Origin of the sequence: Bacillus cereus group sp. N14, from assembly GCF_016483555.1 — a bacterium.
Taxonomy (GTDB): domain Bacteria; phylum Bacillota; class Bacilli; order Bacillales; family Bacillaceae_G; genus Bacillus_A; species Bacillus_A wiedmannii.
The window spans coordinates 14522-33811 of the sequence record NZ_JAEHBQ010000019.1 but is presented as its reverse complement, the minus strand read 5'-3'; the positions used below and the strand labels follow the sequence as shown (position 1 = coordinate 33811).

The window sequence follows — 19290 nt, the reverse complement described above, 5'->3', positions numbered from 1 at the left end:
TGCAAAAAAACATTTGGAGGTCAAACAATGGAAACTAAGCCATACGAATTAGTCGATGCATTTTGGAAAAACTGGTCTCAATCTCTTTCCCTCTTCTCTTCAGCTGGGAAACAATTAGAGCAACTTACTTTAGAAACTTTAAAACAACAACAAGACGCTTTGCATAAATTAACATCAGGAGTAGATGAACTAGAAAAAGAACTACAACAATTCACTGCTCAGTTCAATAACCAATATACAGATTACGTGAAGCAATTAACTGGAAACTCCTTAAATGATCAAATTAACGAGTGGCAAGGGAAATGGAATGAACTTTCTAATCAAATGCACCAACTGACTGTTTCTCCTACGAAAACATCTTTGTCTATTCTTACTCAAACTAGCGGTCAATTTGAAGAAACAACAAAACAATTTATTGAACAACAACAATTACAACGTGAAGAGGTTCAAAAACAGTTAGAAGTTTTTTTGGGAGAGTTCAAGTCCAAACAACTAGAACTCGCAAAGCAGTTCGAGGAAAACTCAAAAAATTTATTTACTTCCATCAAGTAAGAAAAATGTGGGAGCTAACTGCAGCACAAACAAAACTCTTTCTTCCTCCTACTACATCAAGATGGCTAGCATTTTTCGATATGGAAAAGAAGGAGGCAAAAATGAATCCATTCCAAGAAGCACAAACTGTTCCGGAGCTTCGTTATGATGAGATTCAAGTCGGTGATCAAGCATCCCTTACAAAAACTATTACGGATGAGGACGTTATTAATTTTGCAAAATTAACTGGAGATGTGAATCCTATTCATATTTTAGATTCTTTTGCAAAAACGACAATGTTTAAAGAACGTATTGCTCATGGCATGCTCGTTTCCAGTTTCATTTCGACGATTCTTGGAACGAAACTCCCTGGCAAAAACACGATTTATTTATCTCAAAACGTTTCATTCCGTGCTCCTGTCAAAATTGGTGATACACTTCGCGTTGTGGCAGAAGTCATTAAAAAACGAGACGATAAAAAAATCATTACGTTGCAAACAAACATATATAATCAATCCGGTGATATTGTCGTGGAAGGTACAGCGACAATACTGAAAAAAGAGTAGCAAATTTGCTACTCTTTTTTCTATCCAATAACTTCTAATCACACCGATTACTTCCGCGTATGAGTACGTCGTTTCCACATAAAATAACGTTACCAGTTTAGATAGGTACTTAGCTGAACTGGACTACTTATAAGGATGTGTATCAACATGGTAAAAACAAACAAATTACTAGTTCCAGGTGCAGAACAAGCGCTTGAACAATTTAAATATGAAATCGCACAAGAATTCGGTGTTAGCTTAGGTTCTAATACAGCATCTCGTTCTAACGGTTCAGTTGGCGGTGAAGTAACGAAACGACTTGTTGCTTTAGCTCAACAACAATTACGTGGATAATACTATACCATATGGCTTAGAGGCAGATATTCTCTGCCTCTTTCTATTTTTAACATACATAATCGTGCTTTTTCACATACTAGTAAGAGCAAACTGAAAGGAACGATATGTAACATGAAACGGATTAATATTAGCATGAGTCCTCCCCGTGTTCTTACTTTGTCTTTTATTATGTTATCAATTATCGGTACATGCTTATTAAAGCTACCAATTGCTACAACAACGTCTATTTCATGGCTCGATGCTTTATTTACAACCGTTTCTGCTTGTACGGTTACAGGGCTTGGTGTTGTAGACACAGGAAAAGTATTTACCTTATTTGGCCAATGTGTCATTTTAACGCTTATACAAGTGGGCGGACTTGGCATTATGAGCTTTGCCGTTTTAATTGCGATTATGCTCGGCAGAAAAATTGGTCTTCAAAACCGAATTTTACTGCAACAAGCGTTAAATCAAACGAACATTGGTGGCGTCATTCGTCTTGCCAAAGCATTATTTTTATTCTCTTTTACAGTCGAATGTATCGCTACTTTAATTCTTTCTTTTGAATGGGTACCAAAATACGGGATTGCTAAAGGGATCTATTATAGCTTTTTTCATTCGATCTCTGCTTTTAACAATGCTGGTTTTTCTTTGTGGAGCGATAATTTAATGTCCCATTCTCATAGCATTCTTGTCAATCTCGTTATTTCCTCCCTCATTATTTTAGGTGGAATTGGTTTTACAGTAATCGTAGATATAAAAAGAAAGAAAAATTTTAAAAACCTTACATTACACTCAAAACTTATGCTCTCTTCTACTCTAATCGTCAATATTATTGCGACTGTTTTTATTTTTATATTCGAGTTCCACAATTCCCTTTCTATGAGAGGATTTACCCCATTTGAAGAAGGAATGGCCGCTTATTTCCAGGCGGTTTCAACTCGTACTGCCGGGTTTAATACAGTTGATATTTCTGCATTATCAAAGCCTTCCCTACTATTAATGATGCTCCTTATGTTTATTGGCGCTGGTAGTGCTTCAACCGGTGGTGGAATTAAGTTAACAACATTTTTAATCATGTTTTTTGGGGTATTTAAATTTTTACAAGAACAAGATGATATTGTCGTGTTTAAAAAATCTATTAAAGATACTCTCATTGTCAAAGCATTAACCATCACTATTATTTCCATTTCATTTATCTTTTTTGCTATTTTAATTTTAAGTATTACTGAGCGAGTTCCTCTATTGATGAGTGCTTTCGAAGTATTTTCAGCATTTGGGACTGTCGGTCTCAGTATGAATTTCACACCACACTTAACTATGATCGGAAAAGCTATTATCATCTTTATGATGTTTTTTGGGAAAATGGGACCTTTAACATTGGCTTTTTCATTTGCACGTAAAAAGAACCGAAAAATAAAATATCCGAATGAAGATATTTTAACAGGTTGACAACCGTATAAATTATCCATATAATGAGAGTACAATAGCATATCTCCAAAGGGGAGTAGCGTCCAAGAATATTTCTTGGAAACAAAGTCGTCATTACGTAGAACTTAGTTCTTCCGGCTTTGTTGGCATTTTCATTACATATGTCTAGCAAGACCTTTGCCTATTAACGGCAGAGGTCTTTTTTGTATTAATTTACAAATTCTTCCAAAATTAATAGGCAGGAGTATGGGGAAACTAAATAGTGGGGAAATTCTTCACTTATTTAGTACTTATAGAAATGAGAGGAGAATGTACATGGATGTATCATTATTATTGGAGTATGGTTGGGTATTACTCATCCTAATTGCACTAGAGGGGATTTTAGCGGCTGATAACGCTCTCGTTCTTGCAATTATGGTAAAACATTTACCAGAAGAAAAACGAAAGAAAGCACTATTTTACGGATTAGCGGGGGCATTTGTTTTCCGTTTCGGATCGTTATTTATGATCTCGTTCTTAGTCGACGTATGGCAAGTGCAAGCAATCGGTGCCATTTACCTTATGTTTATCGCTGGTAATCATTTATTTAAAACGTATGTTAAAAAGAATACGGATGAAGAAACAGAAGAAAAAGAAGCAAAGAAAAAACAAGAGAACTTTTGGTGGACTGTATTTAAAGTTGAGGTTGCTGATATCGCCTTCGCAGTTGATTCAATTTTAGCTGCAGTTGCATTAGCAATGACTTTACCAAAAACAGGATTAGGTACAATTGGTAGTCTTGATACTGGGCAATTCGTTGTTATCTTTGTAGGTGGACTTATCGGGTTAATCATTATGAGATTTGCAGCAACTGCTTTCGTACAAATCTTAAAACGTAAACCAGGACTTGAAACTGCAGCATTCTTAATTGTAGGTTGGGTTGGTGTGAAACTAGCAGTTTATACATTAGCACACCCTGCATTAAATGTAATTCCACATTCATTCCCAGAATCTACACTATGGAAGCTTACATTCTGGATTGTATTAGTCGGAATCGCAGTTGGCGGTTGGTTCTTCTCGAAAGAAGTAGAAGTAAAAGTAGAAAAGAATTTAGACGAAAAAGCGCTGTAATTACAGCGCTTTTTCTTTTTCCCTTCCCCCCACAATGTCCAGAAAAAATTCCATTATACTATCTTTTGTAAACGTTTTCTTTATATATGTATGTCCTTTTTGTGAAACATTGCACAAACTTATTGAAACTGAGAACAATTCCATGTACTTTATTCATATAAGGAGTATTTATAGATGATGTACTAAAGGAGCGTATTACTCATGCTAGAACAAGGATTAGATTATGTTGTCAAACTGGCTAAGAGCAAAAAACAAATGCTAGATACAAACCCGATGCAATATTTCATTCGTGCCGCACTTGCGGGTATTTATATCGGTTTTATTATTGTACTATGTTTTAAATTAGGTAACTTTTTTCACATTGCAGATTCACCAGCAACTTATTTAGCTGCTTCTATGTTTTTCGGAATTGCCCTCGTACTTATTATATATGGCGGTGCTGAATTGTTTACTGGAAACACAATGTACTTCACTGTAGCAACTTTAAGAAAAGAAACAACGATTTCTGATACACTTCGTAACTGGATCGCTTGTTATGCAGGGAATTTAGCTGGAGCTTTATTCTTTGCCTTACTATTTTATGCAACTGGAATTTTCGAAGCAATTGATCACGGCCATTTCATGAATAAAGTAGTAGAAGGAAAAATGAATACACCTACAATACAATTATTCTTTAAAGCAATTTTATGTAACTGGCTTGTATGTCTTGCGTGTTTCTTACCTTCTCAAGTTAAAGGTGATACAGCAAAAATTATGATGATGATGCTACTCGTTTTCACATTCTTCTTATCTGGTTACGAGCATAGCATTGCAAACTTATCACTGTTTGCTCTATCTTTAGTTTCACCGCATCCGGAGACAATTTCTTTTGCAGGTGCTATTCATAACTTAATTCCAGTTACAATCGGTAACATTATTGGCGGGTCCGTCTTTGTCGGTATGGTATACCATTACTTAACAAAGAAAGGACCTGACGTGAAACAAGAAGAAACTGAATTAGTAGCAGCTCAACAAGAAGAAATCATTCCGTTACAAGCACATATGAAACATTAAAAACTCCAAAGTTTCACTTTGGAGTTTTTAGCTCCCCACATATTTAACAACAAGGTGCGGATTAATTTCTCCTTCTTCCTTTCCCTTATTAATTCTCTGTTTCATCTTGTGCATACCGATGACATCATTCGTATGAAGGTGAATTTCATTTACATATAACCCCTCTTTACAAAAAGCCTCTACAAAATCTAATCCATTTCTTTCCCCCCATCCCATATTAAAATCAAGGGAAAGAATATTCACATCATAATCCCGAACCATTTGCAAGGCACATTCTACTGTAGTGGCGGGCACATACCCGTACGGACAACTTCTTTGATCATCCATATATACATTCATTTTCTATCCCCTCTCTATTTTGTATACGTGACCAACATGTAACATATTGCCCCAAGGCTAATAAAAGGACCGAACGGAATTTGGCTCCTCATTTTCATACGTTTTAATACTATACCAACTCCAAAGAAACAAAGACTAAAGCAAGATGCTAAAAATAAGATCATAAAAATCCCTTTCAGTCCGACTATAAATCCAAGTAACGAAAGTAATTTTATATCCCCTCCACCAAGCCCTTCTGGATATATCTTTTGCATGCAATATAACAAAATGAATATAACGCCACTACCAACTATACTATCTGTCCAAGTCACTAACGGCACAAAAACACATTCTAAAATGAGTAAACAGGCAAACCAAGCTAAAATACGATTGGGGATTAACATATATATGTAATCTGTAACTGAAATAATAAGAAGTAGCGAAAAAAGCGATAAAATGATGATAAGCTCTCGTTCCACCCCAATCATATATACAGTAAGAAGAAATATCATTCCTGTTACAAGTTCAAATACTACGTACAAAATTGAAATTTTCCTCTTACAATTCGTACAACGTCCTCTTTGTATACAAAAAGAAATGATTGGAATCAATTCTTTTGGCTTTAGCACATACTTACAATAATGACAATGTGAACGCGGGGTAATGATAGACTCACCTAGCGGCACTCTCATTGCAATTAACATAAAAAAAGAACCAAACACCATCCCCACTAACAATGCATATAAATAAGTGAACATCCCTTCCTCTCCTTTCCAGAAGAACATAGCAAAAAAAGGAGAGAACTTCTACTTCATATTATTTCTATTCTATTAAAAAAGCAGGCCATTTTCCGGCCTGCTTTCCCCTCTTTTATACGATGAAATATACTGCTTTTAATGGTCCGTGTACTCCGACAACAAGATTCATTTCAATATCTGCCGAGTTACTAGGTCCTGTAATAAAGTTAATACAAGATGCTACTGCCTCGCCATTTTCTACACGTGTGTTCATATCCTGAACTGCTTGTGTAATACGAGGCACAAGTGTTTCACGTGGAATAATAGCAAAGTATACAGTCGGTAAAAAGTGTAAAGAACGACCTTGGCCTTTATGACTTTGTACAACAATCGTACCAGATTCAGCTAAAGTATAATCACTAAATGCGATTCCAATATTCGCTCTTTCTGCGATACGCATATTCTCTTCTTTTTTCTCAGGATCCCATACATTCACTTCAACATTTTGCTTTGGAAGCTCTTCTTTAAATAAAGAAGTCAATCCATAAGAATCAAAACGTTCGTCTGCCGATAACATAATAGGTCCCCCACCGTTTTCCACGATTACTTTTTGAATATCTTCACGTAAACGGTCGTTTGTCGTTTCCACTACAGTTGTATGAATGTTTGTACATTGATTTTTAAATACTTCTAACAATTCTTCTTTTGAATAATCTTTTAGCGTTTCTACATTCACATTACTTTTCCATGCTGGACGCTTTACGCCTTCTGTTTTCCGCTCACGTCCAAGTTCTTTTGCAATATTATCTAGAAAGGACTCACGGTTTTGAATTAATCCTGTCATTATTTGTCCCCGCCTTTCTTATGATCTTTATACCAATCACGGAATCGTTCTTTACTTGGAGCCGGGAATTCACGAATATCTGTCCAGTTTTTAAGTGGCCCAACACCTTTTGATACACGGTTGCCCGATGTAAATGGACTCATTGCTGCTGGCGCCATTTTTGATCCCATTTTATATAAAGCTGCTGAAGATGCACCCATACTAAACATTTTCATTGCTAATTTTTCTGCAAGTGGTGCACGTCCTTCTTGCTCAACAATTACTTGACGATGTTTTAATAATAAATCATGCAATGGTATTTTTACTGGACAAGCTTCTGTACACGCTCCGCATAAACTAGAGGCATATGGAAGCTCTTTGTAATCATCGTATCCACCTAAAAGTGGTGTTAATACCGCACCGATTGGTCCTGAGTATATAGAACCATACGAATGTCCACCAACGTGACGATATACAGGACATACGTTAACACAAGCAGCACAACGAATACATTGCAATACTGAGCGGAATTCAGATCCAAGAATTTGAGAGCGGCCATTATCAACAACAACTAAGTGGAATTCTTCTGGTCCATCTACTTCCTCTTCTTGAATTGGTCCCGCTACAGTTACATAACTTGTTAATTTTTGCCCTACTGCACTGCGACATAGTAAACCAACTAAAACATCTAATTCTTCCATTGTCGGAACCATACGTTCCATACCCATTACTGCAATTTGAGTTTTCGGAATCGACATAACAAGATCGGCATTACCTTCGTTCGTTACTAAACAAAGAGAGCCAGTATTTGCAACTGCAAAGTTACAACCTGTCACACCAATTTCTGCATCCATAAATTTCTCACGAAGTTGTTTACGAACAAACTTTGTCATTTCATATGGATCATCAGAATTTTCATAGCCAAGCTTTTCTTTAAATACATCACGAATTTGCGTTCTGTTTTTATGAAGTGCGGGCGCAATAATATGTGAAGGTGGATCGTTATCTACTTGCAAGATATACTCTCCTAAGTCACTTTCTAACACTTCACAACCAATCTCTTCAAGGGCATGATTCATACTAATTTCTTCAGTTACCATTGATTTTGATTTTACAACTTTCTTCGCTTGTTTCTTTTTTGCAACGTCTTGAATATACTTTGCTGCTTCCTCTTTCGTTTTCGCAAAGTACACATGTCCGCCTCTTTTTGATACATTTTCACTTAACTGCATTAAGTAATAATCAAGGTTTTCTAACGTATGTTGGCGAATTTGTTCACCTAGTTCACGCCACTCTTCCCAGTTTCCTAATTCTTCCGCTGCTTTTAAGCGATTCGTATATAAGCGCGTTTGCGCAGAAGATACTGCTCCGCGCATAAAAGAATCTTGAATTCCATCGCCAACGCGATCATTAAATTTTTTCTCACTGATTTTCATAGACATAGCTTATGTTCCCCCTTCATGAGCGACTATTTAGTACCTCAGCAATATGCATTACTTTTATTTCTTTTCCTAAACGCTCAATACGTCCGCCAATGTTTAACAAACACCCACAATCTGCACCGATTAAATAATCAGCACCTGTTTCCATTGCACTATCTACCTTTTCATCTACCATTTGCTCAGAAATTGGAGTCATCTTCACTGAAAACGTTCCCCCAAACCCACAACAATTTTGTTCGTTTGGCAGTTCTCTCACAGTTAATCCTTTTACGTTTGATAATAAAATTCCTGGTGCCTCTTTTACTCCAAGCAGGCGTGTCATATGACAAGATTTATGAATAGTAGCTATCCCTGGTAAGCTTGCACCAACATCTGTCACTTTTAAAACATCTACAATAAATTGTGTAAATTCATATGTTTTATCAGCAACCTTTTGTGCACGTTTAGCCCACTTCGGATCATCTTTAAAAACATGCGGATACTCATGAAACATTGTCGCACAAGAACCAGATGGTGTAACGATATATTCTGCATCTTCGAAAGTTTCAATCATATGTTTCATCGCTTCTTTTGCTGCTTCTACATGGCCGCTATTATAAGCAGGCTGACCACAACAAACTTGTGCTTCTGGAAATTCAATTTCACAACCTAAACGCTCCAACACTTCAACTGTTGCTTTGCCGACGTTTGTTTCAAACATATCGACTAAACAAGTAACAAATAAAGTAACTTTCATAATTATTACTCCCCCTTTTTACAACTCCACCAACAAACATATGGTCATCAGATGACTGAGAAAAGAAGAAGTAGGCTCAACCATGGCCTATCCTCTCCCTCTTCTAAAGAAAACGCTTACTTAATCTTTCTCTATTTTATCAAAAAATTTGATTTTTAAAAGATTAAATTACGAATTTATATCGTTTTTACCTGTGACAATATGTTCTACATTTGTTAAATGATCTAGCATTGCTTGCTGCGCTAATTCTACATCTTGCTTTAACACTGCATCATATATAACTTGATGCTCTTCTATAAGTCGTTCTGATGTTGTTTGTTCACCATATAAAATAATGCGTCTTGATTCACCAATCGTTTCAGCAATCATCTCTGAAACGTGATTCATGAGTTCAATCAAAATGTTGTTATGCGAAGACTCCGCAATTCCCATATGGAACTGAAAATCTGCTTTTTCGCCAGCCTTTTCATCTCCAATGCTCTTTGCCATTTCATCTAACCAATGCTTCATATTTTGCAAATTATCTTCCGTACGTTTTGCCGCAGCTGCTCGAACTGCCCCCACTTCAAGCACCTTTCGTACTTCTAATAAGTTTAAAATATCTTCTTTCTTCATTAATAATTTATTGTTTAATGATTTTGTTAATGAAGAAGAATCGAAATTCTTCACATATGTACCTTCTCCTTGTTTCATCTCAATTAAGCCCATTGCTCTTAGCGCACTTAGCGCTTCACGAACAGCAGATCTACCAACTTGAAACTGCTCAGCTAATTGATGTACAGGAAGTAGTTTGTCACCAGGTTTTAACGTACCATTTTTAATCATTGTTAAAATAGCTTCAGATACTTCTTCGTAAATCTTTTTCGGTTTAATAGATTTGTACTCCAGTTAAATCACCTCAGTATCTTCCAAACAACAATTGAAACGATTTATAAGAACTTTGCATCATAACTATTTTAGAACGAATTGGTAAGAAGTACAAATGTTTTGTTCATAAAATCGTCAAATTCTTAATATTTATTTGATATTAATTTATATTTATTCCTCTATTCGTTTGCACTCATGAAGAAAAGCATGTCCTTCACGTTAGAACATGCTTTCTTCAACTTGTATTTTCAATTTAAAACTAACCGTCGTTCCATGCCCTTTTTCACTTTCAATTCGCCACTGTCCATCATGTATATGAACAATTTGTCTGACAATGGCAAGGCCTAAACCTGTTCCCCCATGTTGACGACTTCTCGCTTTATCAACGCGATAAAAACGTTCACCAAGATTTTCTAAATGCTCTGTTTCAATACCGATTCCTGTATCTTTTATGTTTAATTCACAGTAATCATCTATCTGCCTGAGTGTTATCATAATATCCCCGTTTTGATTTGTATACCGTATCGCATTATCTAACACGTTATGAAGCACTTGTTGCATGCGATCCTCATCAATCATTACAATGATTTCTGGATTTAAATTTGTTGAAATACGAATTTTCTTTTCTATAAACTTAATCTCATACGTATCTAACACATCTTCAATCAGTTGTGAAAAAACGATAGGTTGTTTCTTTAACGGAAAATGTTCACCTTCTAATTGTGCTAAATCTAATAAATCATGAACGAGACGCTGCATACGACCCGCTTCTTTATGAATGAGCTGTGTTACTTTTTCCTGCTGTGGTCCCTTCGCTACACCATCTAAAATAGCTTCACTATATCCTTTTATATAACTAAGCGGTGTTCTTAGTTCATGCGAAACGTTAGCTAAAAATTCCTTACGCTTTACGTCTTCTGTCTCTAAAGAATTTGCCATTTTATTAAATGCTTTTCCTAATCGTCCAATTTCATCTTCGGAAGAAATTGTAATCCGTTCTGAGAAATCTCCCGTAGCCAAATGATTGGCAACTCGTTCCATTTGCGAAAGCGGTCTCGTAATAGCAATAATAATCTTTCTACCAATCCATATTGTCAGTAAAGTCATAGCAAGTGCTAACGGTGCTAAAATAAGGCCCATATCATATATTAAGTCTTTTATACTTTTTAAAGGAATATAAGAATATACAATGCCAACTAACTTTTTATTTTCTAAAACAGGGATGACAACCCCCATAATATTTCGGTCAAAATGTTCCTCATACCCTATCTTTGTCACAGTTTTTCCATCTAATAATGCTTGCCTGTCCCCTTCACTTATAAGAGAATGATGATGCACATCAAAAGGTAAACACGCGCTTAAATCACGCGGATTAGATACGAAAAGAACATCTGAACTCGATATTTGATCAAATGCTCTTACTTTCTCTTCAAAAGTTGCTATTCCTTCACGCTTATCATATTGCGCAGCAAGACGCTTCCCTTCCATTACTAATGAATCTTTTAAATTATCAACGTATAGTTTTTCATACGAGTATAAAGATACAAAATAAAGAAAGGAAACTGTTACACATACTGCACATACTACTGTAAGCCAAAGCTTCTGTACCATCGTAAACATACGTTACACCTCAAATTTATAGCCTACACCCCAAACCGTTTGAATGTAGTTTCCACTTTCTCCAAGCTTCAAACGCATCGTTTTCACGTGCGTATCCACTGTTCTTGTACTTCCGGCATAATCATATCCCCATACCTTTTCCAGCAATTGTTCCCGGCTAAATACTTGTCCCGTATGTTGGCAAAGAAAATAGAGTAAATCAAACTCTTTTACTGTAAGAGAAATCGGCTCACCATCAGCCTCAATCTTCCTACTTTTTTCATTAATAAGTATCGGTCCAAACTGAATCTCCTCTTGTTGCTCTTGCTTTGTATAACGTCTTAACACAGCTTCCATACGAGCAATTAGTTCTCCAGGACTAAAAGGCTTTACAATATAATCATCTGCTCCCATACGCAAGCCGTTCACCCTATTCCACTCTTCACCTTTTGCTGTTAAAAATATAATTGGTACATCTGACGTTTTTCTAATTTCTTTACAAACTGAAAGTCCATCCATCTCTGGCATCATAATATCTAATACAACGAAATCATAATGATCAGTCTCTAATTTTTTTAGAGCCTCTTTTCCATTTTCAGCTTCTCCCCACTCGTATCCGAAATTATCTAAGTACATTCCAACAAGCTGCCTCATATCACTTTCATCATCTACAACTAGCACCCTATATTTACTCATTGTCCTTACCTTCCCTCTCTATGAGTTGAAACGGCCCTTTTCCGACTTTAATTGTTTGTTTTATTTTCAAACTCTTCATATCCATGACGCACACTTCATCACTATCATAGCTTGCTACGTATCCTTCTGCTCCGCTCTTCAAAAATGCAAATGGATTCGATCCTACTTCTACAGAAGCCACCTCTTTATACGTGCTAACATCAAACTTTCTAAGCGTATTCGAACCGTGACTTAATGCATATACATACTTATTATCCTTCGTTATATTCACAGGCATAAACGGAGCATGTAAAGAACGTACCATTTCTCCGCTCTTCAATGAATACACTAATACTTTTTCATTGACTTGATTTCCATCACCATGTCCGCCAATCCATATTTCTTTCCCATCTGGGCTAATTGTCGCTCCCGTTGATGCTGGGGGAATCATAAAGGATTGTATCACTTCTTTTTTCTTTATATCAATGGTCGTTAGCTTCGTATCATAAAAGTTTAATACCGATAACTGGTTATCGTGCTCTACCATCGTAATTGGTCCTTTTCCTGTTGATACACTCCCTGTCTCTTTCCCTTTTATCGTAAAGAACCTTACCTTTTGGGCAGTTTGATCGGCAGCAAATAATTGTTTTTTATCCTCGGATACAATCACATTTACAATGCCTTTTCCCGTTTTATATTTGTCCACTCGCCTTCCTTCTGCTAGTGAATATACATACATGTACTCTAACTGCTTGCCATATACAAGGATGTCCTCACCGTTTGGAAGTAGTGCAACTCCTGCCATTGGTTCATTAAGTTCCCATGTCGTAATTAACTTTTTAGTTTTTTCATCAACAAAACTAATACTACCTTCTTTTATATTCGTTGTTATAATAACACTTTTATCTTTAGCAATCGGTGTATATGAACTTCCTTGACACCCTACTAATAGAAATAAAAAACAGAGAAGAAAAACATACTTTCTCAAAAGATTCCCTCCATCTTCGGATGATTTCGTTATAATTGTAAAATAACAAATAAATGTGTGGAAAGTGTGAAATTTTCCTTTCTTACTTCATTTACATATATAATGTACAACAAATAGAATTTGAGGTGTGCAAATTATGCTTTTTCCTGATTTAGCGAATAAAATTGTACGAGAAGTACGCAGATTAATTAAAGAAAATATCATTATCATTAATATACAAGGCGTTATTATCGCAAGTACAGATGTAGAAAGAATCGGCCAATTTCATGAAGGTGCACTCCGATGCGCGAAACAAAAGAAAACTGTCATTATTACAAAAGCAGATGAACGACGTTTGCAAGGCGTAAAGGCGGGTATGAACCTCCCCTTACTATTTCATGACGAAGTAATTGGTGTCATTGGAATTACAGGCGAACCTGAAAACATTTCGCAATACGGAGAAATATTACGTAAAATGACCGAACTACTCATTCACGAAAACTACTTTTTAGAACAACTAGAACTTGAACACCGTTCTTATGAAGCATTTGTCTTTGATTGGCTTCAAAATACAGACTGGTCTCCAAGCTTTCTCGATCGCGCAAAAACACTTGGTATTGATTTATATAAGAAGAAACAACTTATTTTGTTCTCTATCGATCAAAATGACACGATGCTTCAGCGTAAGATTTGGCAACACGTACGCAATCTATTAACAAAGGAGCATCTATTTGTTCGCTGGGGAAATGATCGATTCATTTTATTTACAGCCACAAACTCCAAAGAGCAAACGTATCAATTTTTAAAAAGATTAAAGCAAGACTGTGAAACTTTGTTTTCTATTCCTTTATATATTGGGATTGGACAATCCGTTACACCAAGCAATATGAACTTATCGTACGAACAAGCATTACAAGCTCTTTCCGTATCACTTGAAACGAAAAAAATTGTATTTAATGAAGATTTACGTTTAGAAATGTGCTTACAAGATATTTCTGGTGAAACGCGGGAACAGTTTCTAAGGCGCACCATCGAAAACTTACTATCATCTCCTGAGCTCATGCACACTTTACGCTTATTTATTGATTATAACCAATCCTATAAACAAACAGCTGAACAATTACATATACACATTAACACATTGCATTACAGACTTAAAAAGATTGAGGAGCATACAGGACTTGACCCGAAACAATTCAAAGACTTAAACATTTTATACTTCTCGCTCCTCTTATTAGATAATCACACAAAAAAGAATGATAAAAAAGATTAATCTTTAGATGATTATACATAGAAAGAATCCCCCAACTTTTTTATCATTATAATGAAAGCACTGTTACAACGTTTTTTATTATGATCAAATACGTTAACAGTTTGAGGGGGATTTCCAATGTTAGAAAAGCAAATTATTCATTCATTCGTATCCATTGTTGGCGAAGATAATGTAGATACATCCAATATGGGGCGTTTAACGTATAGTTATGATGCCACTCCAAACTTCCAAGCAATGCCTGATGCAGTCGTTGCTCCTCGTAATACAAATGAAGTAGCTGAAGTGTTAAAAATATGTAACACTCACAAAATTCCTGTATATGTTCGTGGTTCTGGAACAAACCTTTGCGCGGGGACATGTCCACTTGAAGGCGGTATCGTCCTTATCTTCCGCCATATGAATAACATTTTAGAAATTGATGAAGAGAATTTAACAATTACTGTACAAGCTGGTGTAATTACACTTGATATTATTAAAGCGGTAGAAGAAAAAGGTTTATTTTATCCACCAGATCCAAGCTCGATGAAAATTTCTACAATCGGCGGTAACATTAATGAAAACTCAGGTGGATTACGCGGATTAAAATATGGCGTAACACGTGATTATGTGATGGGTCTTGAACTTGTCTTACCAAATGGCGATATTATTCGTACTGGCGGTAAATTAGCAAAAGATGTAGCTGGTTACGATTTAACTCGTTTATTTATCGGTTCTGAAGGAACACTTGGCGTCGTAACAGAAGCAATATTAAAACTTGTTCCTATGCCTGAAACGAAGAAAACGATGCTTGCACTATATGAAGATATTAATGAAGCTGCACGTGCTGTTTCTTCTATTATTGCAAATAAAATCATTCCAGCGACACTTGAGTTTTTAGACCAGCCGACAATTGAAGTAGTAGAAGAGTTTGCACAAATCGGTTTACCAACTGATGTAAAAGCAATTTTATTAATCGAACAAGACGGTCCACCTGAAGTTGTCAATCGAGATATTGAAAAAATGGCTAACGTTTGCCGCTCCATGAATGCAGTCGATGTTCGCATTGCAAAAGATGAAGCGGAAGCAGATGCACTTCGGACAGCTCGCCGTAGTGCACTATCAGCACTTGCAAGATTAAAACCTACTACAATATTAGAAGATGCAACGGTACCACGCTCACAAATAGCTCCGATGGTTGAAGCTATTAATGCGATTGCAAAAAAATATAATATTCCTATTTGTACGTTTGGGCATGCTGGCGACGGCAACCTACACCCAACTTGTATGACAGATGCTCGTAATGAAGAAGAAATGCACCGAGCTGAACAAGCTTTTGCTGAAATATTTGCGAAAGCAATTAAACTTGGTGGCACAATTACTGGTGAACATGGTGTTGGTGCGATGAAAGCTCCTTATTTAGAAATGAAATTAGGTAAAGAAGGTATTGCTGCCATGCAAGGAATTAAACAAGCCTTCGATCCAAATAACATTATGAACCCTGGCAAGATGTTCGCGAAAGACACTCGCAAAAGAGTGGTGGTTGAGCGATGACAACATTAAATAAAGAAAACATTCAAAAAGAATTTAAAGAAAGATTAAGTGAAGATGAACTACTAAACTGTATGCGATGCGGTTTCTGTTTACCTACTTGTCCTACTTACATTCAATCTGGATATAAAGAATCACATTCACCACGAGGACGTATTGCATTAATGAAAGCGGTCGTTGACGGTTTAATTGAACCAGATGAAGATGTTGAAAATACATTGAATGTTTGCCTCGGCTGCCGTGCTTGTGAACCTGTTTGTCCATCAGGTGTAAATTACGGACATCTATTAGAAGAAGCTCGTGATATTATAAATCAAAACAAGAAGTTCTCGGTGCCAGTGAGAGCCGTTCGTAAAGTCGTTTTTGAAGGGCTCTTCCCCCATCAAAATCGAATGAGAACATTAACAGGGTTAATCGGATTTTACCAACGTTCTGGTTTACAAACGCTAACACATAAAATGGGTATTATGAAGTTATTCCCTGAAACACTTGCAACAATGGATCTCGTTTTACCAAAAGTTCCTAAAATGAAAGCAATGAAAGATCGTCCTGCATTTTTACCTGCTGAGAGTACAAAAAAGAAACAAGTTGCATTCTTCACAGGCTGTTTAATGGATACGATGTTTTTAGAAACAAATAACGCAACGATGAAACTTCTTCAGTTAGCTGGTTGTGATATCGTTATTCCGAAAACACAAAGTTGCTGCGGTGCATTACATGGGCATGCTGGTGAAAAGAGCGGAGCGAAAGAATTAGCAAAACGAAATATAAAAGCATTCGAGGATTTAAATATCGACTATATTATTACGAATGCAGGTGGTTGCGGAGCTTACCTCGTAGACTACGATTATCTTTTAAAAGATGATCCACAGTGGGCTGAACGCGCAAAGCAGTTTGTTTCTAAAATTAAAGATATTACTGCTATTCTAGTAGAACTAGATTTCCATAAACGAAATGACTTACGACTTCCATCGCAAATTATTACGTATCAAGACTCTTGTCATTTACGCAATGTTATGCGAACATCTTCAGAACCTCGTATGTTACTAGAAGCAATTCAAGGCGCAACATATCGTGAAATGAAAGATGCGGATCGCTGCTGTGGTTCTGCTGGTATTTACAATATTGTTCATTCAGAACTATCCATGGAATTTCTAGATTATAAAATGGACCGTGTACATGAAACAGAAGCAGCAACTATTGTTACTGCAAATCCAGGTTGTCTACTACAAATGAAATTAGGCATTGAACGAGAAGGAATTTCTCATAAAATGAGAGGAATTCACATTGTAGATTTATTATTAGAAGCAATTGAAACCAACTCGTAATAACTCGTAACATACGTAATAATAGGAAAACGGCTATCTCCTTCGTCTATGTAAAGAGATAGCCGCTTTTTTGTCCGCTACAAGATTAAGAATATGTTACTTTATTATAAAAAAGAACAACAGAAACATTACAGTTTTGTAAAAATCAATCCATTATATTCCTCAAAAAAACGCTCAAATCATTGATACAATAGGATTCTTCATTTTCAATATAGGTACATTTATCCAAAAACCCCCTCTTAAAACGAAGTATAAAAATGCTGAAAATTCCTTTTATACTCTATGTTTCTCTTATTTTTCCCCTTTTCTTCAATTAGGATAAATTAGGTAATTTTAAAGTCTATGAATTTTTTTCCATCTTTTTTCTCACAAATTGTATGCTACGATGAATTTGTCAGTCAGACAGGCTGTCAAAACAAATCGTGTGAAAACAAATTAAAACTTTATATAGGGGGACACACATCATGAAAAAACGTGTTTTATTATCTGTAGCTGCTGCAACAGCTCTTACTTTAGGAGTATCATCTTTAGATGCACAAGCTGCAACAGTACAACCATCTAACGAAAAGGTTCAAAATATTCAGCATTCAAAAGTGATGATGAAGCAAATGAGCCAACAAGAATTACAAGCATTCTTACAATCTATGGGCGTTGAGTCATTAGCACAATGGCAACAAGGAAATTTCCAACCAAATTGCTTCATTCCTGGTCAACAACCAACTGAAAATGTTGTAACTGAGCAACCAACAGCTAAGCCAGAAACTCAAAAGCCTGCTGAGCAAAAACCAGTTGAGCAAAAGCCTGCTGAAGAAGTTCAAAAACCAGAAGCTCAAAAACCTGCTGAAAACAACAATACTCAAAAACCTGCTGAACAAAAACCTGCTGAGCAAAAGCCTGCTGAAGAAGCAAAATCTTTAAGCGAATTCGAACAACGTGTTGTTGAATTAACAAACGCTGAACGTGCAAAACAAGGCTTACCAGCACTAAAAATCGATACTGAATTAAGCAAAGTAGCACGTGTTAAATCTGAAGATATGCAGAAGAATAACTACTTTGATCATAACAGCCCTACATACGGGTCTCCGTTTGACATGATGAAGAAATTTGGTATTTCTTATACATCTGCCGGTGAAAACATCGCTCAAGGCCAACGTACACCTGAAGAAGTAGTACAAGCTTGGATGAACAGTGCTGGACACCGTGCAAACATCTTAAATAACGGCTTCACTCACATCGGTGTTGGCTATGTAGAAAGCGGCAACTACTGGACACAACAATTTATTACGAAGTAAATAGATTAAAAGAGTCTTCTCATAATGAGAAGACTCTTTTTTATGTTTCATAACTTTCTATTATGTATGAGTATAAAATGTAAAACATGAACAAAATAGAACCACTACTTATTACACTAAGTAATACATAAAACCCCCACTTCAAGTTCAAAAATAATGAAAATAATATACTACATGCCATTATTTGAAAAATCCGCCTACTCACTAAACGGATCTTTTGTAATTTGATTGGGTCTTTTTCCTTACTCTGAACTTGTTTAAACAACTTACTAAGCATAAAAAGAAACATACTAATCCCAATTGTTAGTCCTGTTTGAAAGGATATCATACTTCCAAAATTAATAAAGAGAATGAGCATATGGATAAACAACATAAATAAAGTAATCGTCTTTAGAAATCCACTTATAATGACATGCTCGCCTTCATTAAACTTATATATATTATGTGAAATAATATACATCAATCCATGTAAAAAAATAAGAAAAAAAGGAATAAATGCTATAACAACTTGTTTGCTCATAAAATCGTTCGGCCCACCATTTTCATCCCAATGTACAGCCATCTCATTTGGTAAATATGGATAGAGGCATAGAGTAACTAAAAGACAAACGAAAAATATTCCTAGTATATATTTATATTTGACCAAGCAATTCTCACCTCTCTTTTCTCTTAACGGCTTCGCTTCTTTTAGAGAAATTCC

At 36.0% G+C, this 19290-nt stretch carries 20 protein-coding genes and 1 riboswitch; of the genes, 10 read left to right on the top strand and 10 right to left on the bottom strand.

What is annotated here, in order from left to right; genetic code table 11:
• Positions 1 to 27 precede the first annotated feature (27 nt).
• From phaP to JDS82_RS22250, 6 genes are all read left to right on the top strand, one after another.
• Complete coding sequence (gene phaP / locus JDS82_RS22275) at positions 28 to 552, top strand: polyhydroxyalkanoic acid inclusion protein PhaP (protein WP_000448583.1); 525 nt, start codon at positions 28 to 30, stop codon at positions 550 to 552.
• Between the two features lie 101 nt (positions 553 to 653).
• A complete protein-coding gene (locus JDS82_RS22270) occupies positions 654 to 1097 on the top strand; it encodes a MaoC family dehydratase (RefSeq protein WP_001067917.1) in 444 nt (147 codons plus the stop codon).
• A 147-nt stretch (positions 1098 to 1244) separates the two neighbouring features.
• Complete coding sequence (locus JDS82_RS22265; protein ID WP_000241212.1) at positions 1245 to 1430, top strand: alpha/beta-type small acid-soluble spore protein; 186 nt, start codon at positions 1245 to 1247, stop codon at positions 1428 to 1430.
• 114 nt (positions 1431 to 1544) lie between these two features.
• On the top strand, positions 1545 to 2864 hold the full coding sequence (locus tag JDS82_RS22260) for a TrkH family potassium uptake protein (protein WP_199713962.1): 1320 nt from the start codon (positions 1545 to 1547) through the stop codon (positions 2862 to 2864).
• A 38-nt stretch (positions 2865 to 2902) separates the two neighbouring features.
• Positions 2903 to 3068: riboswitch (yybP-ykoY riboswitch) on the top strand.
• A 90-nt stretch (positions 3069 to 3158) separates the two neighbouring features.
• Entirely contained in the window at positions 3159 to 3953 is a 795-nt protein-coding gene (locus tag JDS82_RS22255) for a TerC family protein (protein WP_000383317.1), read from the top strand.
• A gap of 201 nt (positions 3954 to 4154) precedes the next feature.
• A complete protein-coding gene (locus tag JDS82_RS22250; protein WP_048567060.1) occupies positions 4155 to 5006 on the top strand; it encodes a formate/nitrite transporter family protein in 852 nt (283 codons plus the stop codon).
• 27 nt (positions 5007 to 5033) lie between these two features.
• On the opposite strand, the gene JDS82_RS22245 is transcribed toward JDS82_RS22250, so the two are convergent.
• From JDS82_RS22245 to JDS82_RS22205, 9 genes are all read right to left on the bottom strand, one after another.
• Positions 5034 to 5345 carry a cyclic-phosphate processing receiver domain-containing protein gene (locus JDS82_RS22245; protein WP_048567059.1) on the bottom strand — a complete coding sequence of 104 codons (312 nt, stop codon included), beginning with the start codon at positions 5343 to 5345 and terminating at the stop codon, positions 5034 to 5036.
• Between the two features lie 14 nt (positions 5346 to 5359).
• A complete protein-coding gene (locus JDS82_RS22240; protein ID WP_000495731.1) occupies positions 5360 to 6082 on the bottom strand; it encodes a prepilin peptidase in 723 nt (240 codons plus the stop codon).
• Between the two features lie 112 nt (positions 6083 to 6194).
• On the bottom strand, positions 6195 to 6905 hold the full coding sequence (locus JDS82_RS22235; protein WP_000147203.1) for a LutC/YkgG family protein: 711 nt from the start codon (positions 6903 to 6905) through the stop codon (positions 6195 to 6197).
• Positions 6905 to 8326 (bottom strand): LutB/LldF family L-lactate oxidation iron-sulfur protein, encoded by a 1422-nt coding sequence (locus JDS82_RS22230; RefSeq protein ID WP_000061936.1) that lies wholly within the window; start codon positions 8324 to 8326, stop codon positions 6905 to 6907. Before JDS82_RS22230 ends, JDS82_RS22235 begins: the two co-directional genes overlap by 1 nt.
• Before the next feature lie 16 nt (positions 8327 to 8342).
• Complete coding sequence (locus tag JDS82_RS22225) at positions 8343 to 9062, bottom strand: (Fe-S)-binding protein (protein WP_000869144.1); 720 nt, start codon at positions 9060 to 9062, stop codon at positions 8343 to 8345.
• A gap of 168 nt (positions 9063 to 9230) precedes the next feature.
• Complete coding sequence (locus JDS82_RS22220; protein ID WP_254915158.1) at positions 9231 to 9920, bottom strand: FadR/GntR family transcriptional regulator; 690 nt, start codon at positions 9918 to 9920, stop codon at positions 9231 to 9233.
• 228 nt (positions 9921 to 10148) lie between these two features.
• A complete protein-coding gene (locus JDS82_RS22215) occupies positions 10149 to 11549 on the bottom strand; it encodes a sensor histidine kinase (RefSeq protein WP_000494800.1) in 1401 nt (466 codons plus the stop codon).
• A 3-nt stretch (positions 11550 to 11552) separates the two neighbouring features.
• Positions 11553 to 12224, bottom strand: a complete 672-nt coding sequence (locus JDS82_RS22210; protein WP_000049878.1) for a response regulator transcription factor — start codon at positions 12222 to 12224, stop codon at positions 11553 to 11555.
• A complete protein-coding gene (locus tag JDS82_RS22205) occupies positions 12217 to 13191 on the bottom strand; it encodes a YncE family protein (protein ID WP_088091284.1) in 975 nt (324 codons plus the stop codon). Before JDS82_RS22205 ends, JDS82_RS22210 begins: the two co-directional genes overlap by 8 nt.
• Before the next feature lie 136 nt (positions 13192 to 13327).
• Between JDS82_RS22205 and JDS82_RS22200 the strand changes: the two genes are divergently transcribed.
• The 4 genes from JDS82_RS22200 to JDS82_RS22185 all read left to right on the top strand — a co-directional run bounded on the left by JDS82_RS22200 (position 13328) and on the right by JDS82_RS22185 (position 18590).
• Positions 13328 to 14443, top strand: coding sequence for a CdaR family transcriptional regulator (locus tag JDS82_RS22200; RefSeq protein WP_000898633.1), 1116 nt, complete (start codon positions 13328 to 13330; stop codon positions 14441 to 14443).
• Positions 14444 to 14560: 117 nt separating this feature from the next.
• The gene (gene glcD / locus JDS82_RS22195) at positions 14561 to 15973 is read left to right on the top strand and encodes a glycolate oxidase subunit GlcD (protein ID WP_199713961.1); all 1413 of its coding nucleotides are present in this window, start codon (positions 14561 to 14563) and stop codon (positions 15971 to 15973) included.
• Positions 15970 to 17298 carry a (Fe-S)-binding protein gene (locus JDS82_RS22190; RefSeq protein ID WP_046958241.1) on the top strand — a complete coding sequence of 443 codons (1329 nt, stop codon included), beginning with the start codon at positions 15970 to 15972 and terminating at the stop codon, positions 17296 to 17298. The genes glcD and JDS82_RS22190 overlap by 4 nt, the downstream gene beginning before the upstream one ends.
• 464 nt (positions 17299 to 17762) lie before the next feature.
• Complete coding sequence (locus JDS82_RS22185) at positions 17763 to 18590, top strand: CAP domain-containing protein (protein WP_199713960.1); 828 nt, start codon at positions 17763 to 17765, stop codon at positions 18588 to 18590.
• Positions 18591 to 18630: 40 nt separating this feature from the next.
• Here the strand turns inward: JDS82_RS22185 and JDS82_RS22180 are convergent, their stop codons facing one another.
• Positions 18631 to 19236, bottom strand: coding sequence for a DUF1648 domain-containing protein (locus JDS82_RS22180; RefSeq protein ID WP_064056804.1), 606 nt, complete (start codon positions 19234 to 19236; stop codon positions 18631 to 18633).
• Positions 19237 to 19290: the final 54 nt, after the last annotated feature.

Excerpts from the sequence above, each read along its gene's own strand:
- phaP (WP_000448583.1), top strand. The coding sequence starts at position 28 with ATGGAAACTAAGCCATACGAATTAGTCGATGCATTTTGGAAAAACTGG.
- JDS82_RS22270 (WP_001067917.1), top strand. The coding sequence starts at position 654 with ATGAATCCATTCCAAGAAGCACAAACTGTTCCGGAGCTTCGTTATGAT.
- JDS82_RS22265 (WP_000241212.1), top strand. The coding sequence starts at position 1,245 with ATGGTAAAAACAAACAAATTACTAGTTCCAGGTGCAGAACAAGCGCTT.
- JDS82_RS22260 (WP_199713962.1), top strand. The coding sequence starts at position 1,545 with ATGAAACGGATTAATATTAGCATGAGTCCTCCCCGTGTTCTTACTTTG.
- JDS82_RS22255 (WP_000383317.1), top strand. The coding sequence starts at position 3,159 with ATGGATGTATCATTATTATTGGAGTATGGTTGGGTATTACTCATCCTA.
- JDS82_RS22250 (WP_048567060.1), top strand. The coding sequence starts at position 4,155 with ATGCTAGAACAAGGATTAGATTATGTTGTCAAACTGGCTAAGAGCAAA.
- JDS82_RS22245 (WP_048567059.1), bottom strand. The coding sequence starts at position 5,345 with ATGAATGTATATATGGATGATCAAAGAAGTTGTCCGTACGGGTATGTG.
- JDS82_RS22240 (WP_000495731.1), bottom strand. The coding sequence starts at position 6,082 with ATGTTCACTTATTTATATGCATTGTTAGTGGGGATGGTGTTTGGTTCT.
- JDS82_RS22235 (WP_000147203.1), bottom strand. The coding sequence starts at position 6,905 with ATGACAGGATTAATTCAAAACCGTGAGTCCTTTCTAGATAATATTGCA.
- JDS82_RS22230 (WP_000061936.1), bottom strand. The coding sequence starts at position 8,326 with ATGTCTATGAAAATCAGTGAGAAAAAATTTAATGATCGCGTTGGCGAT.
- JDS82_RS22225 (WP_000869144.1), bottom strand. The coding sequence starts at position 9,062 with ATGAAAGTTACTTTATTTGTTACTTGTTTAGTCGATATGTTTGAAACA.
- JDS82_RS22215 (WP_000494800.1), bottom strand. The coding sequence starts at position 11,549 with ATGTTTACGATGGTACAGAAGCTTTGGCTTACAGTAGTATGTGCAGTA.
- JDS82_RS22210 (WP_000049878.1), bottom strand. The coding sequence starts at position 12,224 with ATGAGTAAATATAGGGTGCTAGTTGTAGATGATGAAAGTGATATGAGG.
- JDS82_RS22200 (WP_000898633.1), top strand. The coding sequence starts at position 13,328 with ATGCTTTTTCCTGATTTAGCGAATAAAATTGTACGAGAAGTACGCAGA.
- glcD (WP_199713961.1), top strand. The coding sequence starts at position 14,561 with ATGTTAGAAAAGCAAATTATTCATTCATTCGTATCCATTGTTGGCGAA.
- JDS82_RS22190 (WP_046958241.1), top strand. The coding sequence starts at position 15,970 with ATGACAACATTAAATAAAGAAAACATTCAAAAAGAATTTAAAGAAAGA.
- JDS82_RS22185 (WP_199713960.1), top strand. The coding sequence starts at position 17,763 with ATGAAAAAACGTGTTTTATTATCTGTAGCTGCTGCAACAGCTCTTACT.